The sequence below is a fragment of the Actinoalloteichus spitiensis RMV-1378 genome, assembly GCF_000239155.1.
Lineage (GTDB): Bacteria > Actinomycetota > Actinomycetes > Mycobacteriales > Pseudonocardiaceae > Actinoalloteichus_B > Actinoalloteichus_B spitiensis.
The window spans coordinates 1-23,901 of sequence record NZ_AGVX02000046.1 but is presented as its reverse complement, the minus strand read 5'-3'; the positions used below and the strand labels follow the sequence as shown (position 1 = coordinate 23,901).

21 protein-coding genes are annotated in these 23,901 nt (G+C 72.3%); 9 read left to right on the top strand and 12 right to left on the bottom strand.

Annotated elements, in window-relative coordinates; all coding sequences use genetic code 11:
- A partial coding sequence (locus ACTIDRAF_RS34355; RefSeq protein ID WP_026065703.1) for a hypothetical protein occupies positions 1–218 on the bottom strand: 218 nt, incomplete at its 3' end.
- A 109-nt stretch (positions 219–327) separates the two neighbouring features.
- Here ACTIDRAF_RS34355 and ACTIDRAF_RS26880 point away from each other — a divergent pair.
- Together ACTIDRAF_RS26880 and ACTIDRAF_RS0202545 are read left to right on the top strand one after the other, a co-directional pair.
- Positions 328–2,760: a glycosyltransferase family protein gene (locus ACTIDRAF_RS26880; protein ID WP_016697151.1), complete on the top strand. Its 2,433-nt coding sequence runs from the start codon at positions 328–330 to the stop codon at positions 2,758–2,760.
- A 24-nt stretch (positions 2,761–2,784) separates the two neighbouring features.
- The gene (locus tag ACTIDRAF_RS0202545; protein WP_016697150.1) at positions 2,785–3,912 is read left to right on the top strand and encodes a glycosyltransferase; all 1,128 of its coding nucleotides are present in this window, start codon (positions 2,785–2,787) and stop codon (positions 3,910–3,912) included.
- A 450-nt stretch (positions 3,913–4,362) separates the two neighbouring features.
- Here the strand turns inward: ACTIDRAF_RS0202545 and ACTIDRAF_RS0202540 are convergent, their stop codons facing one another.
- From ACTIDRAF_RS0202540 to ACTIDRAF_RS26875, 7 genes are all read right to left on the bottom strand, one after another.
- Positions 4,363–5,400 carry a lysylphosphatidylglycerol synthase domain-containing protein gene (locus tag ACTIDRAF_RS0202540; RefSeq protein WP_245533421.1) on the bottom strand — a complete coding sequence of 346 codons (1,038 nt, stop codon included), beginning with the start codon at positions 5,398–5,400 and terminating at the stop codon, positions 4,363–4,365.
- Positions 5,401–5,490: 90 nt separating this feature from the next.
- Positions 5,491–6,747, bottom strand: a complete 1,257-nt coding sequence (locus ACTIDRAF_RS0202535) for an acyl-CoA reductase (RefSeq protein WP_016697148.1) — start codon at positions 6,745–6,747, stop codon at positions 5,491–5,493.
- Complete coding sequence (locus ACTIDRAF_RS0202530) at positions 6,744–7,766, bottom strand: LuxE/PaaK family acyltransferase (protein WP_052168674.1); 1,023 nt, start codon at positions 7,764–7,766, stop codon at positions 6,744–6,746. Before ACTIDRAF_RS0202530 ends, ACTIDRAF_RS0202535 begins: the two co-directional genes overlap by 4 nt.
- A gap of 149 nt (positions 7,767–7,915) precedes the next feature.
- Entirely contained in the window at positions 7,916–9,391 is a 1,476-nt protein-coding gene (locus tag ACTIDRAF_RS0202525; protein WP_016697146.1) for an AMP-binding protein, read from the bottom strand.
- Positions 9,388–10,134, bottom strand: coding sequence for an SDR family NAD(P)-dependent oxidoreductase (locus ACTIDRAF_RS0202520; protein ID WP_016697145.1), 747 nt, complete (start codon positions 10,132–10,134; stop codon positions 9,388–9,390). The genes ACTIDRAF_RS0202525 and ACTIDRAF_RS0202520 overlap by 4 nt, the downstream gene beginning before the upstream one ends.
- Positions 10,135–10,380: 246 nt before the next feature.
- The gene (locus tag ACTIDRAF_RS0202515; RefSeq protein WP_026065704.1) at positions 10,381–10,623 is read right to left on the bottom strand and encodes an acyl carrier protein; all 243 of its coding nucleotides are present in this window, start codon (positions 10,621–10,623) and stop codon (positions 10,381–10,383) included.
- Positions 10,620–11,138, bottom strand: coding sequence for a hypothetical protein (locus tag ACTIDRAF_RS26875; RefSeq protein ID WP_016697143.1), 519 nt, complete (start codon positions 11,136–11,138; stop codon positions 10,620–10,622). Before ACTIDRAF_RS26875 ends, ACTIDRAF_RS0202515 begins: the two co-directional genes overlap by 4 nt.
- A gap of 371 nt (positions 11,139–11,509) precedes the next feature.
- Between ACTIDRAF_RS26875 and ACTIDRAF_RS0202505 the strand changes: the two genes are divergently transcribed.
- The gene (locus ACTIDRAF_RS0202505) at positions 11,510–12,616 is read left to right on the top strand and encodes a DegT/DnrJ/EryC1/StrS family aminotransferase (protein WP_016697142.1); all 1,107 of its coding nucleotides are present in this window, start codon (positions 11,510–11,512) and stop codon (positions 12,614–12,616) included.
- On the top strand, positions 12,613–13,587 hold the full coding sequence (locus tag ACTIDRAF_RS0202500) for a Gfo/Idh/MocA family protein (RefSeq protein ID WP_016697141.1): 975 nt from the start codon (positions 12,613–12,615) through the stop codon (positions 13,585–13,587). The genes ACTIDRAF_RS0202505 and ACTIDRAF_RS0202500 overlap by 4 nt, the downstream gene beginning before the upstream one ends.
- A gap of 53 nt (positions 13,588–13,640) precedes the next feature.
- On the opposite strand, the gene ACTIDRAF_RS26870 is transcribed toward ACTIDRAF_RS0202500, so the two are convergent.
- Entirely contained in the window at positions 13,641–14,444 is an 804-nt protein-coding gene (locus ACTIDRAF_RS26870) for a methyltransferase (protein ID WP_016697140.1), read from the bottom strand.
- Positions 14,445–14,671: 227 nt separating this feature from the next.
- On the opposite strand from ACTIDRAF_RS26870, the gene ACTIDRAF_RS0202490 reads away from it, so the two are divergent.
- On the top strand, positions 14,672–15,502 hold the full coding sequence (locus tag ACTIDRAF_RS0202490; protein ID WP_016697139.1) for an aldo/keto reductase: 831 nt from the start codon (positions 14,672–14,674) through the stop codon (positions 15,500–15,502).
- A gap of 87 nt (positions 15,503–15,589) precedes the next feature.
- Complete coding sequence (locus tag ACTIDRAF_RS0202485; RefSeq protein WP_026065700.1) at positions 15,590–16,069, top strand: hypothetical protein; 480 nt, start codon at positions 15,590–15,592, stop codon at positions 16,067–16,069.
- A 67-nt stretch (positions 16,070–16,136) separates the two neighbouring features.
- On the opposite strand, the gene ACTIDRAF_RS0202480 is transcribed toward ACTIDRAF_RS0202485, so the two are convergent.
- From ACTIDRAF_RS0202480 to ACTIDRAF_RS0202470, 3 genes are all read right to left on the bottom strand, one after another.
- On the bottom strand, positions 16,137–16,706 hold the full coding sequence (locus ACTIDRAF_RS0202480; protein ID WP_016697137.1) for an acyltransferase: 570 nt from the start codon (positions 16,704–16,706) through the stop codon (positions 16,137–16,139).
- Positions 16,706–17,641 (bottom strand): NAD-dependent epimerase/dehydratase family protein, encoded by a 936-nt coding sequence (locus ACTIDRAF_RS0202475; RefSeq protein WP_016697136.1) that lies wholly within the window; start codon positions 17,639–17,641, stop codon positions 16,706–16,708. Before ACTIDRAF_RS0202475 ends, ACTIDRAF_RS0202480 begins: the two co-directional genes overlap by 1 nt.
- Before the next feature lie 63 nt (positions 17,642–17,704).
- Positions 17,705–18,844 carry a DegT/DnrJ/EryC1/StrS family aminotransferase gene (locus ACTIDRAF_RS0202470; protein WP_016697135.1) on the bottom strand — a complete coding sequence of 380 codons (1,140 nt, stop codon included), beginning with the start codon at positions 18,842–18,844 and terminating at the stop codon, positions 17,705–17,707.
- Between the two features lie 155 nt (positions 18,845–18,999).
- Between ACTIDRAF_RS0202470 and lhgO the strand changes: the two genes are divergently transcribed.
- The 3 genes from lhgO to ACTIDRAF_RS0202455 all read left to right on the top strand — a co-directional run bounded on the left by lhgO (position 19,000) and on the right by ACTIDRAF_RS0202455 (position 23,833).
- Complete coding sequence (gene lhgO / locus ACTIDRAF_RS0202465; protein ID WP_016697134.1) at positions 19,000–20,190, top strand: L-2-hydroxyglutarate oxidase; 1,191 nt, start codon at positions 19,000–19,002, stop codon at positions 20,188–20,190.
- A 56-nt stretch (positions 20,191–20,246) separates the two neighbouring features.
- Complete coding sequence (glf, locus tag ACTIDRAF_RS0202460; protein WP_016697133.1) at positions 20,247–21,434, top strand: UDP-galactopyranose mutase; 1,188 nt, start codon at positions 20,247–20,249, stop codon at positions 21,432–21,434.
- A gap of 455 nt (positions 21,435–21,889) precedes the next feature.
- On the top strand, positions 21,890–23,833 hold the full coding sequence (locus ACTIDRAF_RS0202455) for a glycosyltransferase (RefSeq protein WP_016697132.1): 1,944 nt from the start codon (positions 21,890–21,892) through the stop codon (positions 23,831–23,833).
- The last annotated feature ends 68 nt before the right edge of the window (positions 23,834–23,901 follow it).

Below are 23,901 nucleotides of genomic sequence, written 5' to 3'. Positions count from 1 at the left end.
CGCCTCGAGCAGGCCCCGCCGGCCCGTTCCGCCCGGTGCCCCGCCACCCGGTCCGGAAGTCGGTGGGGTGTGAGGACCTGCGCCCGCTCGTCCCGGCGGCGCGTCCGGACGCACCCGGCGACCGGTGGGAGACCCGGGGGTGGGGCGCCGCCGTGGCCGGCCCGGGGGCGCTGCTCCCGCGCCACCGCCTCGTCGCCACCCGTCGTCCCGTAGCCCACACGCGGCATTCCCCGCCGCGCCGACGCGGACAGTCCTGCCTCTGACCTGCGGTGACGTGGACGACCTGTGACGTCCTCCCGCAGGCGCCCCGCCGACAGCCGGGCAATCATGTGGTTCGACCGATCCAGGGAGGACCCGTGTGCCAACGACACCGTTCCCGCCGGGACGCCCGGTGAGCCCGCCATCATGGAGGTGACCGAGGCCGCCGCCCGGCGGGAACACGCGCCGGACGAACCGGCGCCCACCGCCCAGGCTGGTCCGACCGCGCCGGCGTGGCCGGGGGAGCGGGTGTTGGCCCCGGCGGTCATGGTGGTGCTGACCGGCATCGCCGCAGGACTGCCCCTGGTGGGCAACCGCATCTTCTACTACTGGGACGACACCGCCGCGGCGGCCGTGGGGATCTGGCACCGGGTGGCCGAGGCGGTCCTCGCCGGCAGGTTACCGCTCCTGGAACTCGACATGTGGCGTGGCGGGAACCTGGTGGGCGAGGCAGCCACCGGCATGTGGAACCCCCTGGTGCTGGCCGCGAACCTCGCCACCCACCAGCTCACCAACCTGGCCCTGGCGATCTCGCTGGTCAAGGCCGGGTTCATGGTGCTCATGGCGTTCGGCACCTACCTGGTGGCCCGCGACTACGGGGCCCGGCCGTGGGCTGCGGCGCTGGTGGGCCTCGCCTTCCCGCTCGCCGGCTACAACCTGTTCATGGACGGCACGGCGTGGATCAACGCGCAGATGACCACCGCGCTCGTGCCCTACGTGTGGTGGGCGGCGCGGCGGGCCGTCCACCGGGGTGGCTCGCTGTTCTGGGTCGTGCTCGCCGGTTACCTGTGCTCCTCCATCGGCAGCCCGTACGGCCTGCTGGCCACCGCGCTGGTGGTCCTCGCCGTCATGGTCGAGGGCGTGTGCTCCGGGCAGCGCTGGCGGGTGGCCGGGGTCGCGGCGGCGGGCGTGGCCACCGCGTTGGTGACGGCCTTCGTGTTCATCCCCCTGGTTGGCACCTCGGTGGTCGGGTACCGGCAGGACAGCCCCACCTTCAACGACGGTTTCCTGGTGCCCACGCTCACCGACCTGTTCGGCCTGAGCAACCCCGCGTTCCAACCCTTCGTCACGACCTTCGGCCTGCCGGTGATGGAGTTCCCCGGGCTCTACCTCGGCTGGTTCCTGCTCCCCACGCTGCCCTGGCTGCGGTGGGAGGTGCTCCGGGACCGGTGGCGGCCCCTGGCGGGCCTCGCCGTCTTCGGGGCCGCGTCCCTGGTGCTGATGCTCGGTCCGTCCAACCTCTGGATGTTCCGCTGGCCGGCCCGGCTGATTCCCTTCTTCCTGCTCGCGGTCGCGCTGACCTGGGCGGTCGTCGCCAGCGCCGGCTTCCACCGCACCCGACTGGTGGCGCGGTCCGCCCTCTCGGTCTCCCTCGTCGTGTTCGCCGGCTACCTCGGCTGGGCGTCGGTCCCGGACACGCTGCCACGGCAGTTCCTCGGCGCGGCCGCGGTCCTGGTCCTGCTGGTACCCCTGCTCGCCGGGTGGGCCAGCCGGGCGGTCGGGTTCGTCCTCCTCGCGACCGGCACCGTCGGCGTGCTCGCCCTCCAGCTGACCTGGTTCCCGTCCAACGCCAACACCGCCGGCTACCAGTTCCCCCTGCACGCCGACGAGTTGCGCGACCGGTTCGCGGACCGTTACCAGGGGATGACCGTGCAGTTCGCCGACCTCGCCAGGGCTGATCCCGCCACGCTCGAACCGCACGGGATCTACCGGGACGTCCTCTTCGGGTCGCTGTACACCATCCCGGAGGTGGAAAGCCCCACCGCCTACAGCGGAATCGGGTTCTCCGCCCTGGACGGCGCGCAGTGCGTGAACTTCTACGGCGGTGTCACCTGCCCGGAGGCGTGGGAACGGTTCTGGCGCCGGCCGCTGGGGGGACCCGCCCCGCTCGCCGACCTGCTCCGCGCGGAGACGGTCGTCGCCCAGCACGCCCTCGTCGACGTGCGGGCGGAGACTCCCCCGCCGGGCTGGGAACGCCAGGAGGTCACCGACTTCGTCACCGTGTGGCGGCGGACGGAACCGCTGCCCCACCCGGACGGGCGGGTGTCGCACGTGCCGGCCGGGGTCGAGGTCACGCGGGACGAGGTGGTGGGGCGGACCGGGGAGCGGGTCGACTTCACCCGCGCCGACCCGGCCGGGCCCGCGCGGCTCACCTTCGCCCGGCTGGCGTGGCCTGGCTACTCGGCCAGCGTCGACGGCGTACCCGTTCCCACGAGGACCGGGCCGGACGGGCTCCTCCAGGTCGAACTGCCCGCCGGCGTGGACAGCGGATCCCTGGAGCTGCGTTGGAACGCCCCCGGGCTGGGGCTCGGCATGGGCCTGCTGGCCGCCGGCCTGGTACTGACCGCCGGTCTCGTCCTGGTGACGACGGCGCACCGCCGCCGGCGCCGTTCGAGCGACCCGTCGGTGCTCCAGCGGGCCCCAACGAGGACGACCGGACCGACATCGGCGGTCGCGGACCACGGACGAGAGGGGGGCCACCACGACAGCGGACAGCCGTGACCGAGTGGAGGGGTGGTGCATCCGATGCGAGAACGGTTCCCCACGGGGGAGGTGGAACGCGTGACCGGCCGGCGACTGGTCTCGCTGGTGGTGCCGGCCTGCGACGAGGCGGCCAACGCGCCCGGGCTCGTCGCCTTCTACCGCCAGGTCAGGAACTCCTTCCCCGACCTCGACTTCGAACTGGTGGTCGTCGACGACGGCTCCGAGGACGGAACCGCCCAGGCGGTGGTCGACCAGCTCGAGCCCGGCGACACCGCCAGGGTGGCCGTCCTGTCCCGCAACTTCGGTTCCCACGCGGCGGTGACCGCAGGCTTCCAGCTGTGCCGGGGGGACGCGGCGATCACGCTCAGCGCGGACCTCCAGGAACCGCTCAGCGCCGTCGCGGACTTCCTCGCGGGGTGGAGGTCGGGGCACGACGTCGTGTGGGGGGTGCGGCGGGTCCGTTCGGTCCGGCGTGGTCCGGCGAACCTGTTCGCCCTGGTGTTCTCCCGGCTGCTCCGCCGGCTGGGGCAGATCCCCAACATCCCCGAGGAGGGGCCTTCCCAGGTCCTGGTGACCCGCGCCGTGTTGGACGTGCTGGCACGCATGCCGGAGCGGAACCGCAACATCATGGGCCTGGTGGCCTGGGTGGGTTTCGCGCAGACCACCATCACCTTCGACCAGCGGCCCCGACCGGCGGGCACCAGCAAGTGGACCACCAGCCGGAAGATCAAACTCGCCCTGGACTCCTTCGTCGCCTTCTCCTACGTGCCCATGCGCGCGGCGATGGTGGTGGGAGCGGTGCTCGGAGCCGTGGGCGTGCTGCTCGGGGCCGCCGTCGTCCTCGCCGCGCCACTCACCGAGCTCCCCGTGGGCTGGCCACTGGTGATCGCGGTGATGTGCGTCATCGGCGGCGGTCAGCTCGCGTTCCTCGGCCTGCTCGGCGAGTACCTGTGGCGTGCCGGCGACGACGGTCGCGGCCGGCCGGTGTTCGTGGTCGACGAGGTCCGGGACGTCGGAGGGCCACCGGGCGCACCGGCCACCACGTCCCTGGGCACCCCGCTCGCCCGCCCCGAGGAGCCGACCGAACCCGGCGCCTGGGAGGACGACCAGGCAGGGCGGCCGCGACCTGATCCCGACCCCGATCCCCCGGAGCCCGCCGGTAGCTGGTGAACGTGGCCACCCGGGCGGCGACCGGGGCGTCCACGTCAACGACGCGTCCGGGGCAGCACCCCCGGGACGGGGGACCGGAGCCGGCCCGGGGCGCGCGACGCTCACGGCCCGCCGCACCGCTCGGCCGGACCGGCGTCGTCGTGACCGGTGAGGACACGATCGAGCAGGACGCGCGGCAATGGCCCGGACGCCGCCCCCCAACCGTGCTTCCTGACCCCGGCGGGTCGTCGTGACCGTTCACCCGCGAACGTCCACCGTCGGAGGCGTGGGGTCCCCCGCGTCGACGAGGAGCCACTGTCCACCCGGAGGCGGGCCGCGCCGGGCCGAGGCCGCGCCGTGGACACCGTCCGCGCGGCAGCGGAGCGTGCCCCCGGGCGGCCCCGGTGGACCCCCGGGACGACGCGGTCCGCGAGCCGGCCAGCCGCACCACCAGGGGCCCTCGGGCAGGGGTCAGTCGTCCCCGGCCCGGCGCAGCGCGAGGCGCGCGGTCAGCGCCGCCCCGCCCGCCGTGAGCACGTCCGCGAGGACGAACATCAGCCGGGACGCGAGGGTGAACGCGATGGCCTGGGCCTCGGTCAGGCCGGCGGCCAACAGCGCGGCGAGCAGGATCGCGTCCCGGACCACCGCGCCGGAGGGCAGGAAGAAGACCAGGATGCCCGCGTTCATGCCGATGGCCATCGCGCCCACGCACACCAGGACGTCCCAGCCCGAGACGGCCCCGCTCGCGGAGGCCAGCAGCCAGAGGTGCACCCCGAACAAGCCGTAGGCGGTCAGCGACAGCCCGAGGACGCGGCCGACCGTTCCCCACCGCAGCCGCTCCGCCGGTGGGGGGCGGCGGAGAACACGGAACACCAGGGCCGCCGCCCTGGTCAGCACCGCCGGGTGCAACGCCACCAGGCCGACGGGCAGGAGCAGGTAGAGCCAGGCCGCGCTGGGCGTGTCCGCGAGCAGCACCGGGGCGGCCAGCACCCCCAACAGCAGCGACGCCACCATCGAGACGCCGAGGTGGATGAGGGAGCCGCTGAAGATCCGCGCCCGGGGCAGGCCGGCGCGCCTGCCGAGTTCCATCTGGAGCAGGTACGCCCAGACGGTCCCGGGCACGTACTTGCCGAGCTGGCCAACGAGGTTGATCTGCGCCCCGCGCACCAGGCCCACCGGCGGCCCGAGGTCGTCCACGACCGCCTGCCAGGCCAGGGTGCCGACCAGGATGCCGACCACCGTCGCCGCCGAACTCAACGCCGTGACGTACCAGGGGATCTCGACCAGCGCCGCCGACACCTCGGACCACCGGCCCACCACCGCCCAGGCCGTCGCGGCGAGCACCAGGACCAGCAGCCCCCGCTGCGCCCAGACGACCAGCCGAGCCCGGCGCGGCCGGCCGGGTACGTCGTGGACCTCGGAGTCCTCCCCCGGGGGGCTCGTGCGCGGGGCTCGCGGCCCGGTGACCTCGACCGGCCGTCCAGCGCCGACGGGTCCGGCGCCCGGCACGACCCCGGGCTCCGCCGGCCCGCCGGCGCCCCCAGCACCACCCACCGGCCCCGGGGGCCGGTCCCTCGCGCGGAACCACATCGGCGGCGCCTACCCGGTCACCGTCGTCAGCCGGGTGAACTCGCGGAGCAGGTCGTACCCGTCCCACACCGGGGCGAAGCTCAACGCCGACCCGACCGGGACGATCCGGTCGATGCCCCGACCGCCCAGACGTTCGGCCAGGGCGAGCAGTTCGGCCCGGTCGAACCCGAAGTGGGTCAGGGTCTGGTCCTCACGACGTACCAGCGCCGCCAGCTCGGCGAGGGACCCCACGACGCGGTGGGGGAAGGTCGCGACACCCAGCCAGTCGCGGGGGATCTCCGCGTCGGCGGCGAGTTCCAGCGTCGCGAGCGCGCCCCCTTCGAAGCTGACGGACCTCGCCGCCCCGGTCGCCGCGAGGCCGTAGGCACCGACCCGCTGCTGCACCGCCATCGCCGGCTCTGGCTGGAACCCCTTCTCCCGGACGACGTCGAGCAGCAAACGGGTGAAGTCCCGGGCCGCCTCCTCGCCCTCCGCCTCCGAGCCCACCCAGAACACGGCGCGCGGCGAGGAACAGGCCGCCTGGTCGAACCAGAAGGCGTCGTTGTAGAAGCCGCCCAGCACGGCGCGCCGCGTGGTCTCGTCGGTGCGCCGCCACGACGCCGCCGAGATCACGGCGAAGGACGACCGGTTGGGGAAGGTGAGGTCCCGGGAGGCCGGCGCGAGCGGGAAGGTCCGCAGGGCGGTGACGGACGCGTCACCGCCCCAGACGACCCTGAGGTCGCACTCCGAGGAGAGCGCCGCCGTGACGGAGTCGTCCCGCGCGTAGCCGATGAGGCGCTGGGTCGCGGCCACGGTCGCGGCCACCTCGGGGGGAGCCTCGCGCAGGGCCTCGTGCATGGCGGTGACGACGGCCGAGGCCGCCGCGCCCGACCGTTCCGACAACCTGACCACGTTGGTGTTGCCCGCCAGGGCGGACAGCGCCCAGGAGTACACGAAGATGGTGTCGACGTTGGCCGGGGGTACGTGCAGGACCAGGCCTCGGGGGAACCGGAGCGCGCTGCCGGTGTCGGTGGTGGGCGCATCCCGCAGCGCGTCCAGGGTCCTGGTGAGCTCCCCCCGGCGGAGGAAGAACCCGAGGGCGGCGAGTTCCGGGTGACGACGGGCCTGGGCCGGGGCGAGCAGCCTGGCGGCGAGGTCGGTCAGGAACCGGACGATCCGCTCGTCCCCCACCCGGAGATCGCAGCGGGCGGCACCGGCCGCCAGCTCGCCAAGCAGGTCCGGCACGGGGAGGGGCGGCCCGGCGGGGAACCGCGAGGTGACCTTCATCGACGGCCTCCCGCGGGGCCGGTGTTCCTCGGCCCGGAGAACGTGTCCCCGCAGCCCCTCGCCTCCGCCCGGGGCAGGCGCCCGGTGACGGAGAAGCGTTTGCCGGGCCAGTCGCCGTCGTCGACGCCGTGGACGACACCGACGTCCTCGGTGAGCAGCACGTGGCCGGGGTAGGAACGGGGGAGGGTGCTGACCACCTCGATGACCCCGGGCCGGCCGACCGGCTGTTCCCGCCAGGTGCCGGGTTCCCTGACGACCACGTCGGCGAAGTCGGGGCAGTACAGCGACCCCCCGGACGGTCCCTCGAGGAAGACCGTGCCGATCTGTTCGACCATGCCGTAGTAGTTGTGGATGCGCCGCAGCCCGGTGTCCTCGGCGAAGCGCCGCCGGAACTCGGCGTTGTCGACCGCCCGGTCCGCCAACCTCTTCCAGCCGCCCGAGTGCACGAGCACGCCGTTGGACAGGTCGAAGCGGTGGTCCCTGGCGATCTCGTAGAGGTACCGCCAGACCATGAACGTGAAGCCGAACACCAGGAACGGAGCGTCACCGTGCCGGCGGAGGAACTCGGCGACCGCGGCGGGATCGGGCCGGTCGTCCTCGTCCAACACGTACACGTGGTCGCGTCCGAAGTTCGCCATGCCCAGGACTCCGGCGCCCCGGGCGGAGAAGGAGGTCCTGCCCCGCACCGTCGCCGCGCTGTCCACCAGCAGCATGGGCATCCGGCGGGAGCCCAGCACCGCGCGCAGGGTCCGCGACAGCTGCCGGGTCTGTGCCGCCGCGCTCTCCCGGTCCAGGTGGATGCGGGAGACGGCGGCCCCGGTGGTCCCCGAGGAGGTCAACACCCGGAAGACCTCCTCGGCCGGCACGCTGCGCAGCTCGTGTTCCTTGAACAGCCGGACCGGGAGCCACGGCAGGTCGGAGATGGCCGAGGCGGCGGCGGGACGGGGAACACCGAGTGCGGTGAGGATGCGGTCGTACTCCGGGCAGCCGTCGCGGTGCCGCTCGGTGAGGTCGGCCAGTTCGGGGAGGAGCGCGGCCTCGCGCGCCGGCTGGTCGAGCCCGAAGACGTCGGCGCCCTCCTGGCGGGAGGATGAGCTGGGGGCGGTGGCGGAGCCCTTCCCCGGGCCATCCGGCCCGGTCCCGGCGTCCGGTCGCTCGGCGGCGGTGGTCACGTGCCGGCCTCCAGGGTGCGGTAGTCGGTCTTGCCGCTGGGCAGGAGGGGGAGCCGGTCCACGGGCCGGACGTCGAACCCGGAGGCGTGCAGGCGCAGTTCGGCGGCCAGCGTTCTGGCCACGGACCGGCACGCCTCGGAGGTCCCCCCTTCGAGGAAGACGACGACGCGGTCACCGTCGGCGACCGCCGCTCCCGGGCCGACGTGCCCGGTCCTGCCCCGGAGCAGCCGCTCGACGTCGTCCAGGTTGACCCGGTTGCCGAAGACCTTGCCGATCCGGGAGAGCCGTCCGGTGAGGAACAGGAAGCCCTCCTCGTCGAGGTAGCCGAGGTCACCGGTCGCGAGCACCCCGCCGAGCCCGTCGCCCGACGACAGTTCGGCGGCCGACTCCGCGTAGCCCATCATCACGTTGGGCCCCTGGTAGACGACCTCGCCCTCGACCTTCGCGCCGGCCGTGGCTCCCCAGGCTCGGGCGGACGCCGGTGCTCCTCCGGCGGTCTCCTGGTCGGCGAGGGGGCGGATGGTGAAGGTGCCACCCGGAACCGGTCGGCCCACCGATCCGACCCGCGCCGGCAGCTCCTCGGCGGGCAGGCAGGCCATTCTCGGTGCGGCCTCCGTCTGGCCGTACATGACGAACATCCGCCCGCCCACCGCCGCCATCGTGCGGTGGAAGAAGGTGACGAGCTCGTCGCGCAGCCGCCCCCCGGCCTGGGTGACGGTGCGGAGGCTGGGGTGGGACGCCGGGTCGAACCGCAGCCGCCGCAGCATCTCGTAGTGGTAGGGGACACCGGACAGCGAGGTGATCCCGTACCGGTCGACGGCGGTCCAGAACGGCCGCTCGAGGACACCGTGGCCGGTGACGACCACGGTGGCGCCGGCGGCGAGGTGGCTGTGGAGCACCGACAGGCCGTAGCTGTAGTGGAGCGGTAGGCAGGTGGGGGCGATCTCGGCTGCGGTGATCCCCAACGACTCGATCACCGATCGGGCGTTGGCGAGGACGGCGCGACCGGAGAGCCGGACGAACTTGGGGCTGCCGGTGGAGCCGCTGGTGCCCAGCAGCAGCGTGAGATCGGGGTGCGGCGGCGGGGTCTCCCCGCTGGTCAGCCGCCGCCACCCGTCGGCCGTCGGGAGGTACCCCTCCGGTGCCGGTTGCCGGGTGGAGGCGCCGAGCACCGCGGCTGGTTGGAACCTGCCGACGAGGTCGACGAGGGTGGCGGGCGGGGTGGCGGGATCCAGCAGGGCCACCGGCCGGCGAGCCGCGAGCCCCCCCAGGTAGCGCTCGATCGAGGCGGTGTCCACGCCGGCGAGGAGGAAGAGGGGGCCGGGCCCCAGGTTGACGAGACCGTCGGCGAAACGTTCCGCCCTGCTCACGAGGTCCGCACCCGACCACGTGGTGCCCGTCGCGGCGTCGACGAGCGCGCTGCCCGGGTGGACCAGGTCGGCGAGGACGGTGTCGGTCCGGAGCGCGGTCACAGCACCAGACCCCCGTCGACCCCGATGACCTGGCCGGTGACGAAGCTGGAGCCGTCGCCGGCCAGGAAGCGGATCACGGTGGCGACCTCCTCCGGGCGGCCCAGCCGGCCGAACGGGCTCGACTCCCGCGCGTGCCGCAGCGTCTCCTCGGACTGGGAACGGACGAGGTCGGTGTCGACGACCCCGGGGGCGACCGCGTTGACCCGGATGCCGTGGCGGCCGAGTTCCTTGGCCGCAGAGCGCGTCAGGCCACCGATCGCGGCCTTCGACGCCGCGTACACGCTCTGCCCCACGCTGCCCCGTTCACCGACGATCGAACCGAGCAGCACGATCGACCCCGCACGGGCCCGGGTCATCACCCGGGCGGCGGCCTGGACCGTGTTCAGCGTGCCGACCACGTTCGTGTCGAGCAGCGAGCGGACGTGGTCCTCGCCGATCATGCCGAGCACGGCGTCGGCGAGGACACCGGCGTTCGCGACCACGACGTCGAGCCGGCCGAGTTCCCGCGTGGCGCCCCGGACCGCCGTGGCCGTCGCACGCCCGTCGGTGACGTCCAGGCCCATGCCGACGACCCGGGCGCCGGTGGCGGCGGCGACCTCCGCCGCCCTCTCCTTGGCCGTGGTCTCCGAACGCCCCGTGAGCACCACCACCGCCCCCGCCTCGGCCAGCGCGGTCGCGGTGGCCAGGCCGATGCCGCGCGTGCCGCCGGTGACCACGGCGACCCTGTCCCTGAGTTCGGTCACGGCTGCCTCCCGCCCCTCATGCCCCGGAACGCCCGCGTGTTCGGCGTTCCCCGATTCCGTCAGGACCGCACCGCTCTGACGTCAGACTACGAGCGCTGCGGGAATCCGCCCGTCGAATTCGCGGACGGACCTTTCCGGCGGCCGACGCCCGGTGCCAGGCGCGCCGGACACCGCGTTCCGGAAAAGCCGATCTCCCTCCGCCGGGAGGCGTGCCGAATTCGATGTCCGGTGATTCCCCGGGGTGCCTCAGTGTTCGGGGACGCCCAGGTTCTTGAGCATGTCGGCGGCGACCTTGAAACTGCTCATGTCGATCACCTGGTCGGTGTCCAGTTGGACGTCGAACTCGTCCTCGACCGCCGCGACGAGCGTCATGTGGCCCACGGAGTCCCACGCGTCGACCCCCCGGTACTCCAACTTCTCGACCTCGACGTCCTGGCCCAGGTCCAGTGCCTGGACGAACACACCGCGAAGCCGTTCGACAAGCGTCATGTCCTCAAAGCCCCCTCGTCGGTTGCCGCGTCCCGCTGCTCCCGGTCCGCCCAGCTCCTGAGCAGCTCGGCGAGCCGGGTGGGCAGTCCGCCGGCGGGCAGGGGCCCGGTCCCCCTGAGGAGGGGGGCGAGCGCCTCGACGGCGGTGTCGCCGCAGCCCTGCCTGCGCAGTCCGACCTCGTTGATCCCGGTCGTCCTGGCCGGATCGCCCACTGCGATGGTGAAGGCCGCGACCGTCCGCCGCACGACGGCGCCCATGCCCACCATCGCTCCGGGCCCGACCTCGGACCGCTGGTGCAGCAGGGCGCCCATGCCCAGGTTGGCCTCGTCCCAGACCACGCAGTGCCCGGCGACCTGGACGGCCGAGGCGAGGGTCACCCGGTTCCCGACGACGCTGTCGTGACCGAGGTGGACGCCGCTCATGAGGTAGCACTCGTCGCCCACCCGGGTTGGTGTGGTGGTGCCCTGGTTGATCGTGGTGAACTCCCGCACGACAGTGCGGTCACCGATCACCACCCCGCCGCCACCAACCTCGCCGTCCCAGCCGATCGGGTGGGGGCCGGACCGGTACTCGGCGGGTGTTCCGATGACGGAGTGTGGTCCTATCCAGTTTCCATCACCTATTCGGGTAGGCCCGGTTATCACACAGAAGGGGCCTATGACGTTGTCCTCGCCGAACTCGACATCGGGGGAAACAACGGAGCTCGGATGAATTCTGTTTGTCACGAACACCCTTTCCGTCACGGTGTTGCCGGGTGGTGCGACCGCTGTTTGGCGGGCGACCGGGACGTGGTGGCGAGTACGGTGATCCCTGCGCACCGGGAATTGGTCGGAAGATCACCCTACCGCAATGCGGGAAATGATCTGTGGAACCGAAAGGCGGCCGCATGATCCCCATTACCGCCATCGACGTCCAGGACGCCGAGCCTCTGGTCAGCTCCGTTCTCCGGTCCGGGCTGATCGCCCAGGGGCCGATGGTCGAGCGTTTCGAGGAGTCCTTCGCACACGCCGCCGGCGTTCCGCACGCGATCGCGGTCAACAGCGGGACGACCGCCCTGGTCGCCTCGCTGGAGGTGCTCGGTCTGCGGCCCGGCGACGAGGTCGTCACGTCCCCCTTCACCTTCGTCGCCACCCTCAACGCGATCCTGGAGGCTGGCGCGACCGCCCGGTTCGCCGACATCGGCGACTCCGACTACTGCCTGAGCCCCGACGCGGCGGCGGCCGCCGTCGGTCCCCGGACCACCGCCCTGATGCCCGTGCACCTCTACGGCCAACCGGCCGACGTCCACCGGCTCGACGGCCTCGCCGCGTCGAGGGGACTGGCGTTGGTCGAGGACGCCGCCCAGGCACTCGGGGCCACGGTCGACGGTCGGCCGGTGGGCTCCTTCGGGCTCGGCTGCTTCTCGCTGTACGCGACGAAGAACGTGACCACCGCCGAGGGCGGCGTCATCACCACCGAGGACGACCAGCTCGCCCAACGGCTCCGGGTGCTGCGCAACCAGGGGATGCGGCAGCGTTACCAGTACGAGGTCGCCGGGCACAACTACCGGATGACCGACGTGCACGCGGCGGTGGGCCTGCCCCAGCTCGGTCGGCTCGCCCAGCTCATCGACAGCCGGCAACGCAACGCGGAGGCCCTCTCCAAGGGCCTCACCGGAATCCCCGGGCTGCGGCTGCCCGCCGTGGTGGACGGGCGCACCCACGTGTGGCACCAGTACACCGTCCTGCTCGACGACGACGCGGCGGTGGACCGCGACGAACTCGCCGCCAGGCTCGGTGAGGCCGGTGTCGGCACCGGCATCTACTACCCCCGGCTGGTGTTCGACTACGACTGCTACCGGGACCACCCCGGGGTGCCCCGGGTCAGACCCGAGGACTTCCCCGTCGCCTGCTCGGTGGCGCGGCGGGCGCTGTCCCTCCCGGTCCACCCCAAACTCACCGCCGACGACCTCGACGAGATCATCGCGGCGGTCCGGGGGGTGCTCGGAGGATGACGGCGGGGTCGAGAGCGCGGATCGCCCTGGTCGGCGCAGGCGCGATGGGGACGCTGCACGCGCGCGTGCTCAGCCAGTCCGAACGCTGTGACCTGGTGGTGGTCGTCGACCCGAGGGAGGCGGTCGGCACCCCTCTCGCGGACCAGTGCGGCGCCAGGTGGCTGCCCGAGCTGGGCGAGCTCGGCGACGTCGACGGGGTGGTCATCGCCTCCGCGACCGAGACCCACCACAAGCTCGCCAGGCAGGTCCTGGAGCAGGACGTTCCGCTGCTGGTCGAGAAGCCCGTGTGCGACAGCCTCGCCGGCAGTGAGGAGGTCGTGGCCCTCGCCGCCCAGCGCGACGTCCCCCTGATGTGCGGGCTGCTGGAGCGGTACAACCCGACCGCCATGACCGCGCTCTCGCTCGTCGACAGCCCGGTGCACGTCAGCGCCACCCGGCACTCGCCCTACGCGCCGAGGATCCGGACCGGGGTCGGCTGGGACCTCCTGGTCCACGACGTGGACCTGGTCATCCGCGCCTTCGGCGGCGCGGCCCCCCACACGGTGCTGGGCAGGACGGGACGCTTCCACGGCAGCTCCGAACCGGGAGCGGAGGACGTCGTCGAGGCGCTGCTCGGGTTCGCCGACGGTGCGCTGTCCGCCGTCTCCGCCAGCAGGATCGGCCAACGCAAGGTGCGCACCCTGGTGATCCGGGAGCTGGACCGGCTGATCGAGGCCGACCTGCTCCGGCGGGACGTCACCATCTACCGGCACGTGTCGCTGGACGCCGCGACCCCCGACGGGCGCGGCTACCGGCAGCAGAGCGTCATCGAGGTACCCGAACTGGTCAGCGGACGTGAACCCCTCGCCGCGCAGCTCGACCGCTTCCTCGACCTCATGGCGGGCCGGGTGGACGCCGCGGACGAACGCGCCGCCATCCTGCCGGCGCACCGCGTGGTCGCCGAGGTGTTGCGGGGCGCCGCCGTGCGGTGACCGGAGTCCGGTCGAGCGGCCCGCGTTCCTCGCCGCCGGTGGGGAAGGTGCCGTCACCGACGCCGCCACAGCTCGGGGCGCCAGGTGGAGGCGGCCGCCCCCTCCGAGGCCATCGCCGGCGCCTCCGGCTCCCACCCGTCCACGGCCCCCACGGGCAGGAAACCCGCCACCCGGAGTTCCTGATCCAGCACCTCGGGACCCAACGGCCAGGTCGGGAACGTCTCTGACTCCTCCCGGATCGTCCCGCGCTCCCCGAGCACCTGGTACCGGAACGTCCAGTGGTGCGGCCCCGCCCGCTCGTCCGGCGGACCCGCCGGTACGCACCGCACCGTTCCGGTGTAGACGTCCGGGCCGAGCCGTGTCGAGGGGAGGGCCCACTCCTCGGCGGCCGGGGACTCGGGCCGGGGGCTGTCCACCACCAACAGCCCACCCGGCACGAGGGCCCGCGCCACCGCCGGCCAGAGCCGGCCCTCCCGCTCGTCGGGCGGCAACCCGCCGGCCAGGTTCACGCACACCGCCAGATCAGCCACGCCGGCGAGGCCGGCCGCCGCGAGCGGGCGGGGGTGCACCCGAACCCGGCTCCGCACCCGGTCCGACGCCGTGGCGAGGCGCCCCATCAACACGGACCTCATCGCTCGCGACGGCTCCACGGCGTGCACGGGGACCTCCGACTCCTCGGCCAGCACCCCGGTCATCGCACCCGTACCCGCGCCCACCTCCAGCACGCCGAGGCGAGCCCGCCGCGCGGGCGTGGCGAGCCAGGTCCGCGCCCACTCCCGGTAGCCGGCGAGGTGGAGCAGGTCGTAGAACTCGGCGGTCACCGAGTACTGGTCCGCCGGCTCCCGGTCTCTCGACATACCTCGCCTGGGTAGCAGACGAGGCCGACTCCGGCCACTTCACGAGACCACCCGCACGGGCCAAACCCCGGTGATACCCGCAGGTGCCGGCGCGAGCGGCCCACCCGATCCGGTGACGCTGGTCCCGCGCCCGGCCGGTGAGGTGTGGCACGTTGCCTCCCGGTCACCCCCGAGGTCGGGTACCCATACCCCGACGGCACAGACGATGACCGGAGGCCTAACAGCCCATGAGCAAGGTTCCCAACCTCACCCTGAACAACGGCGTGGAGATCCCCCAGCTCGGCTTCGGGGTGTTCCAGGTCCCGCCGGAGGACGCGAGGCGCACGGTCGCGACCGCGCTCCGCACCGGGTACCGGAGCATTGACACCGCCAAGGCCTACAGCAACGAGAGCGGCGTCGGACAGGCCGTCGCCGAGTCAGGGCTGCCCAGGGAGGAGATCTTCGTCACCACGAAGCTCCTCAACGCGGAGCAGGGCTACGACTCGGCTCTGCGTGCCTTCGACGCGAGCATGACCGAGCTCGGCCTCGACTACCTGGACCTGTACCTCATCCACTGGCCGTTGCCCGGCCGGGACCTCTACGTGGAGACCTGGAAAGCGTTCGAACGGCTCTACGAGGAGGGTCGCGTCCGCGCGATCGGCGTCTCCAACTTCACCATCGACCACCTGAAGCGGCTGTTCGACGAGACCGACATCGTCCCCTCGATCAACCAGGTCGAGCTGCACCCCAAGCTCCAACAGCCGGAACTGCGGGCCTTCCACGCCGAACACGGCATCCTCACCGAGGCCTGGAGCCCACTGGCCCAGGGAGACGTCCTCGCCGACCCGGTGGTCACCCGGCTCGCGGAGAAGCACGGCAGGACCCCGGCCCAGGTCATCCTGCGCTGGCACCTCGACATCGGCAACGTGGTCATCCCCAAGTCGGTCACCCCGTCCCGGATCGAGGAGAACTTCGACCTGTTCGGCTTCCACCTCGACCCGGAGGACATCGAGGCGCTCGCTCCGCTGGACTCGGGGACCAGGGTCCTGGGCCTCGACCCCGCGACGTTCAACGGCTGAGCCGCGGCTGAACCGGGCCAGCGGTTGACCGGTCCGGAGTCGCTCACAGTGAGGACTCCGGACCCCGGCGCCCACTACGGTGGCTCGGTGGAGCTTCCGTGGTTCGTCTGGGTGGCCGGGGTGTCCTTCCTCGGTTCGTTGGCTCCGATCTTCAGCGTGGAGCTGTACTTGGTCGGGATGGCCTTCACCCGTCCCGAACTGCCCTGGTGGGGGCTGGCGCTCTCAATCGCCTGCGGACAGCTCGCCGGCAAGCTGGTGCACTACGCGGCGGCGCGGGGCGTCGTGGCGCTGCCCTGGCTGCGCAACCCCCGTTCCGCCCTGGGCGCCAGGATCACCGGGTTGGTCCGACAGCTGGAGGCCCTCTCCGCCCAGCGGCCGTGGACCTGCGCCGCCGTCGTCCTCGGCAGTGCCACGGTCGGCCTGCCGCCCTTCACCGTGCTGGTCCCGGCGGCCGGCGCCATCCGGCTCCCGCTGCGGGTGCTCCTCCCACCCGCCGTGCTCGGCCGGACCCTCCGCTTCGCCGTCATCGCCGTGGCCCCCGGGATCTTCCGCGACCTCTACCTGTGACCCACCGGCAGCCGTCGCCGGATCCTGGTGGCGCCCACCGCCACCGCGGCGTCCCCTGCCGGCGGTCTCACTCCTCCGGCCGGCCCGCCCGGCCCGCGCCTCGGACCCGCTCGGCCTCGGCCCGGATGTGCTCCTCGTCGTAGCGCTGGAACACCCGAGCCGGGTTCCCGGCGGCCAGGCTCCGGTCCGGCAGGTCCCTGGCCACCACGGACAGCGGTTGCACCGTGACGAAGTCCCCGATCACCACACCGGGCATCACGAAGCAGAGCCCCCCGATGAAGCAACCCCGGCCGATCCGCACCGGCTTGCGTTCGATGAGGTCGGACCCGGTGTGGTTCTCCAGCATCATGTTCGCCAACCAGCTGGAGTGGGTGAAGACCAGCGTGTTCAGCCCGATGCTGGTGTGCTCGCCGATCTCCAGCCCGCCGCTCGCGTCCAGGACGGCGCCCTCACCGATCCAGCAGTGGTCGCCCAGGACGAGCCGCTCGGGGCTCACGATCTTGGCCCGTTCCCTGATCCGGGTGGTGGGGGGAAGGCCCAGCAGCCGGGCCCGCTCGCTGTCGTTCATGTACTGGCCCACCAGGTCCGTGAGGATCCCTGGCCGCAGGCGCCGGCTGCGCTCGTCGTCGAGGAACATCAGCGGCCCAGCCGGGCGTCGACCAGCGCGGTCATCCCCTCCCGCACGGAGACCCTCGGCTCCCAGCCCAGAACCTCCCTGGCCCGCCGGATGTCGGCCGCCCGCCGGGACACCAGGACGTCCCTGGGGTTGAAGCGGGGCTCCACCTCCGCGCCGACCGCGTCGATGAGGATCTTCGCCAGCTGCGCGATCGTGGTGTCGATGCCCGTGCCGATGTTGATCGGTAGGCCGGACCGCTCGCTCTCCAGCGCCGCGACCACCGCACGCGCCAGGTCCGTGACGTGGACGAAGTCCATCGACTGCTCGCCCCGCCCGTCGATGACGGGCGGGAGCCCGTTCGTCAGCCGGTCGAGGAAGTGGTTGATCACCGAGGTGTAGTAGGCCTCGATGCGCTGGCCGGGGCCGTACACGTTGAAGAAGCGCAGCGCGTTCCAGGAGAGGCCCTGCCGGCGCTCGTAGAAGCGGAGCAGGTCCTCCCCGGCGCGTTTGCTGATGCAGTAGGGCGTCAGCGGGTCCAGCGGGTCGTCCTCGTGCATCGGGAGGCGGTCCGGGTCCCCGTACACCGAGGCGGTGGAGGCGAACACGAGCCGTCGCACCCCCTCGTCGGCGGCCGCCGCGAAGACGTTGTTGTTGCCGACCATGTTGATGTCGATGCTCTCGTGCGGGTCGGCCGTCGACTTGTTGATCGACACCGTGGCGAAGTGGATGACGTGCGAGCACCCCCGGATCGCCTCGCGCACCGCCCCGCCGTACCGGACGTCCTTCTCGACCAGCTCCACCCGTCCCGTGGCGGTCAGCTCCTCGACCCGGGAGCGGTCTCCCCGGCTCATGTTGTCGAAGAGCCGCACCCGGTAGCCCCGGTCGAGCAGCAGGGGCAGCACGTGCATGCCGATGAAGCCCGCTCCCCCCGTGAAGAACACCGTGCCAGCCGTCATCCTCGCCTCCCTGTCCTCCCACGGGTCCGGCGACCCGCGACCCCGCTCCTGGCCCGTCACCCCTCACCGGAGTCCGGCGAGTCCCTCGCGCACCGCCGAGGCGACCCGCTCCACCTGCTCGTCGGTGAGGTTCGCGTGCATCGGGAGCGCGAGCTGGCGCCGGAAGAGGTCCGCAGACACCGGGCACTCCCGGTCCGACCCGTAGACGGGCTGGAGGTGGCAGGCGTAGGTGCCGATCGTCGTCCGCACGCCCGCCGACCGCAGGGCGGAAGCGAGCCGGTCGCGGGACACCGACGGGTCCACCGTGATCAGGTACGCCTGCCACGGGTGTTCCCGGTCGGCACCGGTCACCGGCGTGGTGATCTCGTCGAGGTCCTTGAGCAGCTCCTGGTACCGCTCGGCGACGCGGCGCCGCGCGTCCAGCAGGGCCGGGAGCCGGTCCAACTGGACTCCCATGATCGCCGCCTGGACGTCGGACAGCCGGTAGTTGTGCCCCAGTTCGGTGAAGGAGGGGATCGGCAGGCCCACCGCCCCCTCCCGGGTGAGGGCCGGCGCCACCCCGTAGGTGTGCAGCGTCCTCGCCCGGTCGACGAGGTCGCCCCGATCGCTGGTGAGCGCGCCCCCCTCCCCGGCGGTGATGCCCTTGCGGCCGTGGAAGCTGAAGGTGGCCACGTCGGCCAGGGAGCCGGCCGGCCGACCCCGGTACCGGGCGCCGGCCGCGCAGGCGGCGTCCTCGACGAGGAAGAGACCGTGCCGGTCGGCGACCGCCCGGAGCGCGTCGTAGTCGGCGGGCTGCCCAGCGACGTCCACCGCGACGATCCCCACCGTCCTCGGGGTGACGGCGGCCAGCGCGGCGGCCGCGTCGAGGGTCAGCGTGTCCGGCCGGACGTCGGCGAACACCGGGGTGGCGCCCATCTGGGCGACCGCGTGCGCGGTGGCAGGGAACGTGTAGTCCGCGACCACCACCTCGTCGCCGGGCCGCACGTCGAGCACCAGCATGGCCAGGTGGAGGGCGGCTCCGCAGTTGGAGGTGGCCAGCGCGTGCGCGGTCCCGGCCACCGCGGCGAACCGCTCCTCGAACCGCGCGCACGCGGGTCCCGCGCCGGCCAGCCAGCCCGACCGGAAGACCTCGGCGATGGCCGCGAGTTCCGGCTCGCCCACCGTCGGCTGACCGAGCGCGATGTCGTCGATGTTGTCGGGCATGGCACCCCGCTTTCCTCGACCGAAGCGAGTATAAGTCGGGTGCGGCCGGTCGGCCTGGGAAGCGGAAGCCCGTGACCAGCACGATCGCCACGGGGTCGCCCGGCCGGGGGCCCTGGGCGGCCGGATGTCGGCCCGGCCGGGTGGAGGGATGAGCGATGGCGCACGTGACCGTGATCGGCGGCGGGGTGGTCGGCCTCGCGGTGGCCAGGGAACTCCGGGTCACCCGAGGCCACCAGGTGACCGTCCTGGAGAAGGAGAACGGCTGGGCGCGCCACCAGACCGGCCACAACAGCGGAGTGCTGCACGCGGGTCTCTACTACCGTCCGGGCAGCGAGAAGGCCAGGATGTGCGTGGCCGGTAACGCCTCGATGGCCGCCTACGCCCGGGAGCACGGCGTTCCGGTATCGGTGTGCGGCAAGCTCGTCGTCGCCACCGACGAGGCGGAGGCCGACCGGCTGCGGGAGCTGGCCGGCCGGGCCGAGGCCAACGGGGTGCCGGCACGGGCGATCGGGCCGGACGAGGCGCGGGAGCACGAGCCGGCCGTGCGTTGTGTCGCCGCCCTCCGGGTGGAGTCGACCGGTGTCGTCGACTTCACGGGCGTCTGCGCGGCGATGGTCGAGGAACTCGCCCGGCACGGCGCCGACCTGCGGCTGGGGGCGGAGGCGCTGGCCATCCGCCGTGGACCAGGCCGGGTGGAGGTGGCCACCGGAAACGGCGTGGTGCGGTCCGACGCGCTGGTGAACTGCGCCGGTCTGCACAGCGACCGGGTCGCCGACCTCGCCGGCCTCCGACCGGGGGCCCGCATCCTGCCCTTCCGGGGGGAGTACTACGAGCTGCGGCCCGAACGGCGGCACCTCGTCACCGGGCTGGTCTACCCGGTCCCGGACCCGGCGTTGCCCTTCCTCGGCGTGCACCTGACCCGGATGCTGGACGGTTCGGTCCACGCCGGACCCAACGCTGTGCTGGCCCTGCGCCGGGAGGGCTACCGGTGGCGCGACGCCTCCGCCCGAGACCTGGCCGAGGTGGTCCGGTTCCCGGGAACCTGGGGCCTCGCCCGCCGGCACGTCCGGACCGGGATCGCCGAGACCCTCCGGTCGCTCTCCCGAGCGCGGTTCGCGGCGGACCTGGCTCGGCTGGTCCCCGACATCGGACCCGAGGACCTCGTCCGCGCCCCGGCCGGGGTCCGGGCCCAGGCCGTGCTGGCGGACGGACGGCTGGTCGACGACTTCCTGATCGAGCTCGTCCCCCGGCAGGTGCACGTGCTCAACGCCCCCTCGCCCGCGGCGACGAGCGCGCTCGAGATCGCCACGCGCGTGGCCGACCATGTGAGCTCCGTGTTGAATTGACCCCGAACCTCCACCCGCCTCATTGTTGCGCCTCGTGACAGGTACCCTCGTTTTCCGTGGACTTCGAGGGTTATGACCTGATCGTTGTTGGCTCCGGTTTCTTCGGGCTCACGGTGGCCGAGCGGACCGCCAGCCAGCTGGGCCGCCGAGTGCTGGTGCTGGACCGGCGCCCGCATATCGGAGGAAACGCCTATTCGGAGGCCGAACCGGAAACCGGTATCGAGGTGCACCGCTACGGAGCGCACCTGTTCCACACCTCGAACAAGCGGGTCTGGGAGTACGTCAACCAGTTCACCGACTTCACCGACTACCAACACCGGGTCTTCACGATCTACCAGGACCGTGTTTACCCCATGCCGGTCAACCTGGCGACGATCTGCGAGTACTTCGGCAAGTACATGACGCCGGACGAGGCCAGGGCGCTGGTCGCCGAACAGGCCGGGGAGATCGACTCCGCGGACGCCAGGAACTTCGAGGAGAAGGCGATCTCCCTGGTCGGCCGGCCCCTGTACGAAGCGTTCTTCCGCGGTTACACGGCGAAGCAGTGGCAGACCGACCCCAAGGAGCTCCCCGGGGCGACCGTCACCCGTCTGCCGGTCCGCTACAACTTCAACAACCGCTACTTCAACGACACCTACGAGGGGTTGCCGGTCGACGGCTACACCGCGTGGCTGGAGAAGATGGCGGAGCACGAGAACATCGACGTCAAACTGAACGTCGACTTCTTCGACGTTCGGGACCAGCTCCCGGAAGGCGTTCCGGTCGTCTACACGGGAGCGCTGGACCGCTACTTCGACTACGCGGAGGGCCACCTCAGCTGGCGGACCCTCGACTTCACCCAGGAAGTGCTCCCGGTCGGCGACTTCCAGGGCACCTCGGTGATGAACTACGCCGAGGAGGAGGTGCCCTACACCCGGATCCACGAATTCCGGCACTTCCACCCGGAACGGGACTACCCGACCGACAAAACGGTCGTCGTGAAGGAGTACTCGCGTTTCGCCGAGGACGACGACGAGCCGTACTACCCCATTAACACCGCCGAGGACCGCGCCAAGCTGGAGAAGTACCGGGAATTGGCCAAGCGGGAGGCCAGGGAGCGCAAGGTGCTGTTCGGCGGCCGGCTCGGCACCTACAAATACCTCGACATGCACATGGCGATCGGTTCCGCCCTCAGCATGTTCGACAACAAGATCGCCCCGTTCTTCACCGACGGCCGTTCCCTGGACGGGTCGATGGAGGACTGACGGGAAACGTCCGGGCCGGGCCCCGCGAATGGGGCGCGGCCCGAGTCACCGCCGGGTACCGTCGCGGCGCGCTGTCACCCAGTCGGGTGTGCCCACAGCGAGCGCGGTACCCGGCGGTAGCTATATTGAGAGCCATGAATTGACGGTGCCGGACAGTGGAAACCCGGTTTCGGGTGAGATTTCTGTCAAGCGCCAGGTGTCAGTCGGGCCGAGGGACTGCATCGAGTGAGGAGTCCGTCGCCCGGAGTGACCGGCGGGGGTGGCAGCCCGTCGGAGCGTTCGGGGCGGACGCGTTGCCGACCGGGCAGCGCGCCGGAGTGTGACGACGAACACCGCCGCCGACGGATCAGCCGGGGGTGGGCCACGGCCAGGGTGGCCACGGCAGTCCCTCCCCACCGCCGGACGCGAACCTGAAGACACGACCAACGGCCACTCGACGGAGGACCGACTCTCCAATGCCCCCCAAGACAGCAGCCAAGAAAGCCGTGGAACCCACCCAGCAGGCGGCGGTGGGCACCCTGGAGCAGCCCGCGCCCCAGCGCGGCGCCCTGCTCCAGCGCATCCTGTTCCCGCGCCTGGGTGATCCGCTGGACGTGCGGACCCTCTACATGGACGAGGACGAGACGAACCAGCACCGCACCAGGTCGCTGTCCAGGACGTCGGGCACCATCCCGGCCCAGTCCGAGGTCTCCTTCGCCACGTACTTCAACGCCTTCCCGGCCAGCTACTGGCGTCGGTGGACCACCCTGGAGTCCGTCGAACTCCGCCTGCGCGTCGAGGGCGGCTGCCGCATCGACGTCTACCGCTCCCGCGCCAACGGCACCCGCATCCACGTGTGGGGCGACGTCGTCCGGGACGGCGGCGAGGTCAACCAGTCCTTCGACCTCGGTCCGTTCGAGGACGGCGGCTGGTACTGGTTCGACATCACCACCGACCAGAACGAGGTCGTGCTGAGCCAGGGCGGTTGGTTCTCGCCCACGCCGGCGCCCAGCCGAGCCTCGGTGTCGATCGGTATCACCACGATGCGCCGTGACGACTGCGTCGCCACGCTGCGCACCATCGCCGAGGACCCGCTGCTGATGGACGCGGTGACGGCCATCGTCGTCGCGGACCAGGGCAAGGACAAGGTCCGCGAGGCGGAGGCCTTCCCCGAGGCGGAGCGCGCGCTCGGCGACAAGCTGCGCCTGTACGAGCAGGGCAACCTCGGCGGCAGCGGCGGCTTCGCGCGGGGCATGTACGAGGCCCTGACCGCGACCGACTGCGAGCAGATCCTGTTCATGGACGACGACATCGTGCTGGAGACCGACTCGGTGCTCCGTGCGATCGCGTTCTCCCGCTTCACCGAGCACCCGACGCTGGTCGGCGGGCAGATGCTCAACCTCCAGGCGCGGTCCCGGCTCCACTCGATGGGCGAGGTCATGGACCGCGCCAAGTTCATGTGGCGGCCGGCGCCGGGCTCCGTCGAGGACCACGACTTCGCCGAGAAGTCCCTGCGGGAGAGCCCCGTCTTCCACCGGCGGACCGACGTCGACTACAACGCGTGGTGGATGTGCATGATCCCCCGCTCGGTGGCGGAGGAGATCGGCCTGCCCCTGCCCATCTTCATCAAGTGGGACGACACCGAGTACGGCCTGCGCGCCAGTCACGCCGGCTACCCGACCGCGACCGTGCCCGGGATCGCGGTCTGGCACATGTCCTGGGGTGAGAAGGACGACCTCACCGACTGGCAGGCCTACTTCCACACCCGCAACCGCCTGATCACCGCCGCGCTGTACCACCCGGAACGGCGTGCGACGACCATGATCAAGGACATGCAGAAGCGCTCCCTGCGCTACCTGCTGCGGATGGAGTACTCCGCCGTCGCCCTCCAGCAGATGGCCATCGAGGACTTCCTGCGCGGACCCGACGAGCTGTTCGACACCCTGCCCACCGCGCTGGGCAAGGTGCGGGAGCGCCGGGCGCAGTTCGACGACGGCCGGGTGCTGCCCACCGCGCGGACCCTGCCGCTGCCGTCGATGTCCCAGGTCCGCGCCGAACGCTTCATGCGGCCGCCGACCAACCCGCTGAGCATCGGCAAGGCGCTGGTCGAGGTGCTGCTGCGGAACCTGCTGCCGGTCAAACCGCAGCACCGGGACCGTCCGGAGCTCAACCTGGCCGGCCGGGACGCCCAGTGGTTCCTGCTTGCCAGGCTGGACAGCGCGACGGTGGCGACCGCGGACGGCCGTGGTGTGACCTTCCGCCGCCGGGACCGCGAGTACTTCTGGCGGACGCTGCGGACCTCGGTGCGGAACAACATCACCCTGCTGCGGCAGTTCCCGAAGCTCCGCAAGCAGTACCGGAAGGCGATGCCGACCCTGACCAGCAAGGACGCCTGGAAGAAGGTCTTCTACGGCGACTGAGCCCTTCGGCTCCCGCCAGCGGTGGAGCGCCCCCGCCGGATCAGTCCGATCCGGCGGGGGCGCTCCTC

Bases quoted from the DNA above. Each gene is read 5' to 3' on its own strand.
- ACTIDRAF_RS26880 (WP_016697151.1), top strand. From the start codon at position 328: ATGTGGTTCGACCGATCCAGGGAGGACCCGTGTGCCAACGACACCGTT.
- ACTIDRAF_RS0202545 (WP_016697150.1), top strand. From the start codon at position 2,785: ATGCGAGAACGGTTCCCCACGGGGGAGGTGGAACGCGTGACCGGCCGG.
- ACTIDRAF_RS0202535 (WP_016697148.1), bottom strand. From the start codon at position 6,747: ATGAAGGTCACCTCGCGGTTCCCCGCCGGGCCGCCCCTCCCCGTGCCG.
- ACTIDRAF_RS0202515 (WP_026065704.1), bottom strand. From the start codon at position 10,623: ATGACGCTTGTCGAACGGCTTCGCGGTGTGTTCGTCCAGGCACTGGAC.
- ACTIDRAF_RS0202505 (WP_016697142.1), top strand. From the start codon at position 11,510: ATGATCCCCATTACCGCCATCGACGTCCAGGACGCCGAGCCTCTGGTC.
- ACTIDRAF_RS0202500 (WP_016697141.1), top strand. From the start codon at position 12,613: ATGACGGCGGGGTCGAGAGCGCGGATCGCCCTGGTCGGCGCAGGCGCG.
- ACTIDRAF_RS26870 (WP_016697140.1), bottom strand. From the start codon at position 14,444: ATGTCGAGAGACCGGGAGCCGGCGGACCAGTACTCGGTGACCGCCGAG.
- ACTIDRAF_RS0202490 (WP_016697139.1), top strand. From the start codon at position 14,672: ATGAGCAAGGTTCCCAACCTCACCCTGAACAACGGCGTGGAGATCCCC.
- ACTIDRAF_RS0202480 (WP_016697137.1), bottom strand. From the start codon at position 16,706: ATGTTCCTCGACGACGAGCGCAGCCGGCGCCTGCGGCCAGGGATCCTC.
- ACTIDRAF_RS0202475 (WP_016697136.1), bottom strand. From the start codon at position 17,641: ATGACGGCTGGCACGGTGTTCTTCACGGGGGGAGCGGGCTTCATCGGC.
- ACTIDRAF_RS0202470 (WP_016697135.1), bottom strand. From the start codon at position 18,844: ATGCCCGACAACATCGACGACATCGCGCTCGGTCAGCCGACGGTGGGC.
- lhgO (WP_016697134.1), top strand. From the start codon at position 19,000: ATGGCGCACGTGACCGTGATCGGCGGCGGGGTGGTCGGCCTCGCGGTG.
- ACTIDRAF_RS0202455 (WP_016697132.1), top strand. From the start codon at position 21,890: ATGCCCCCCAAGACAGCAGCCAAGAAAGCCGTGGAACCCACCCAGCAG.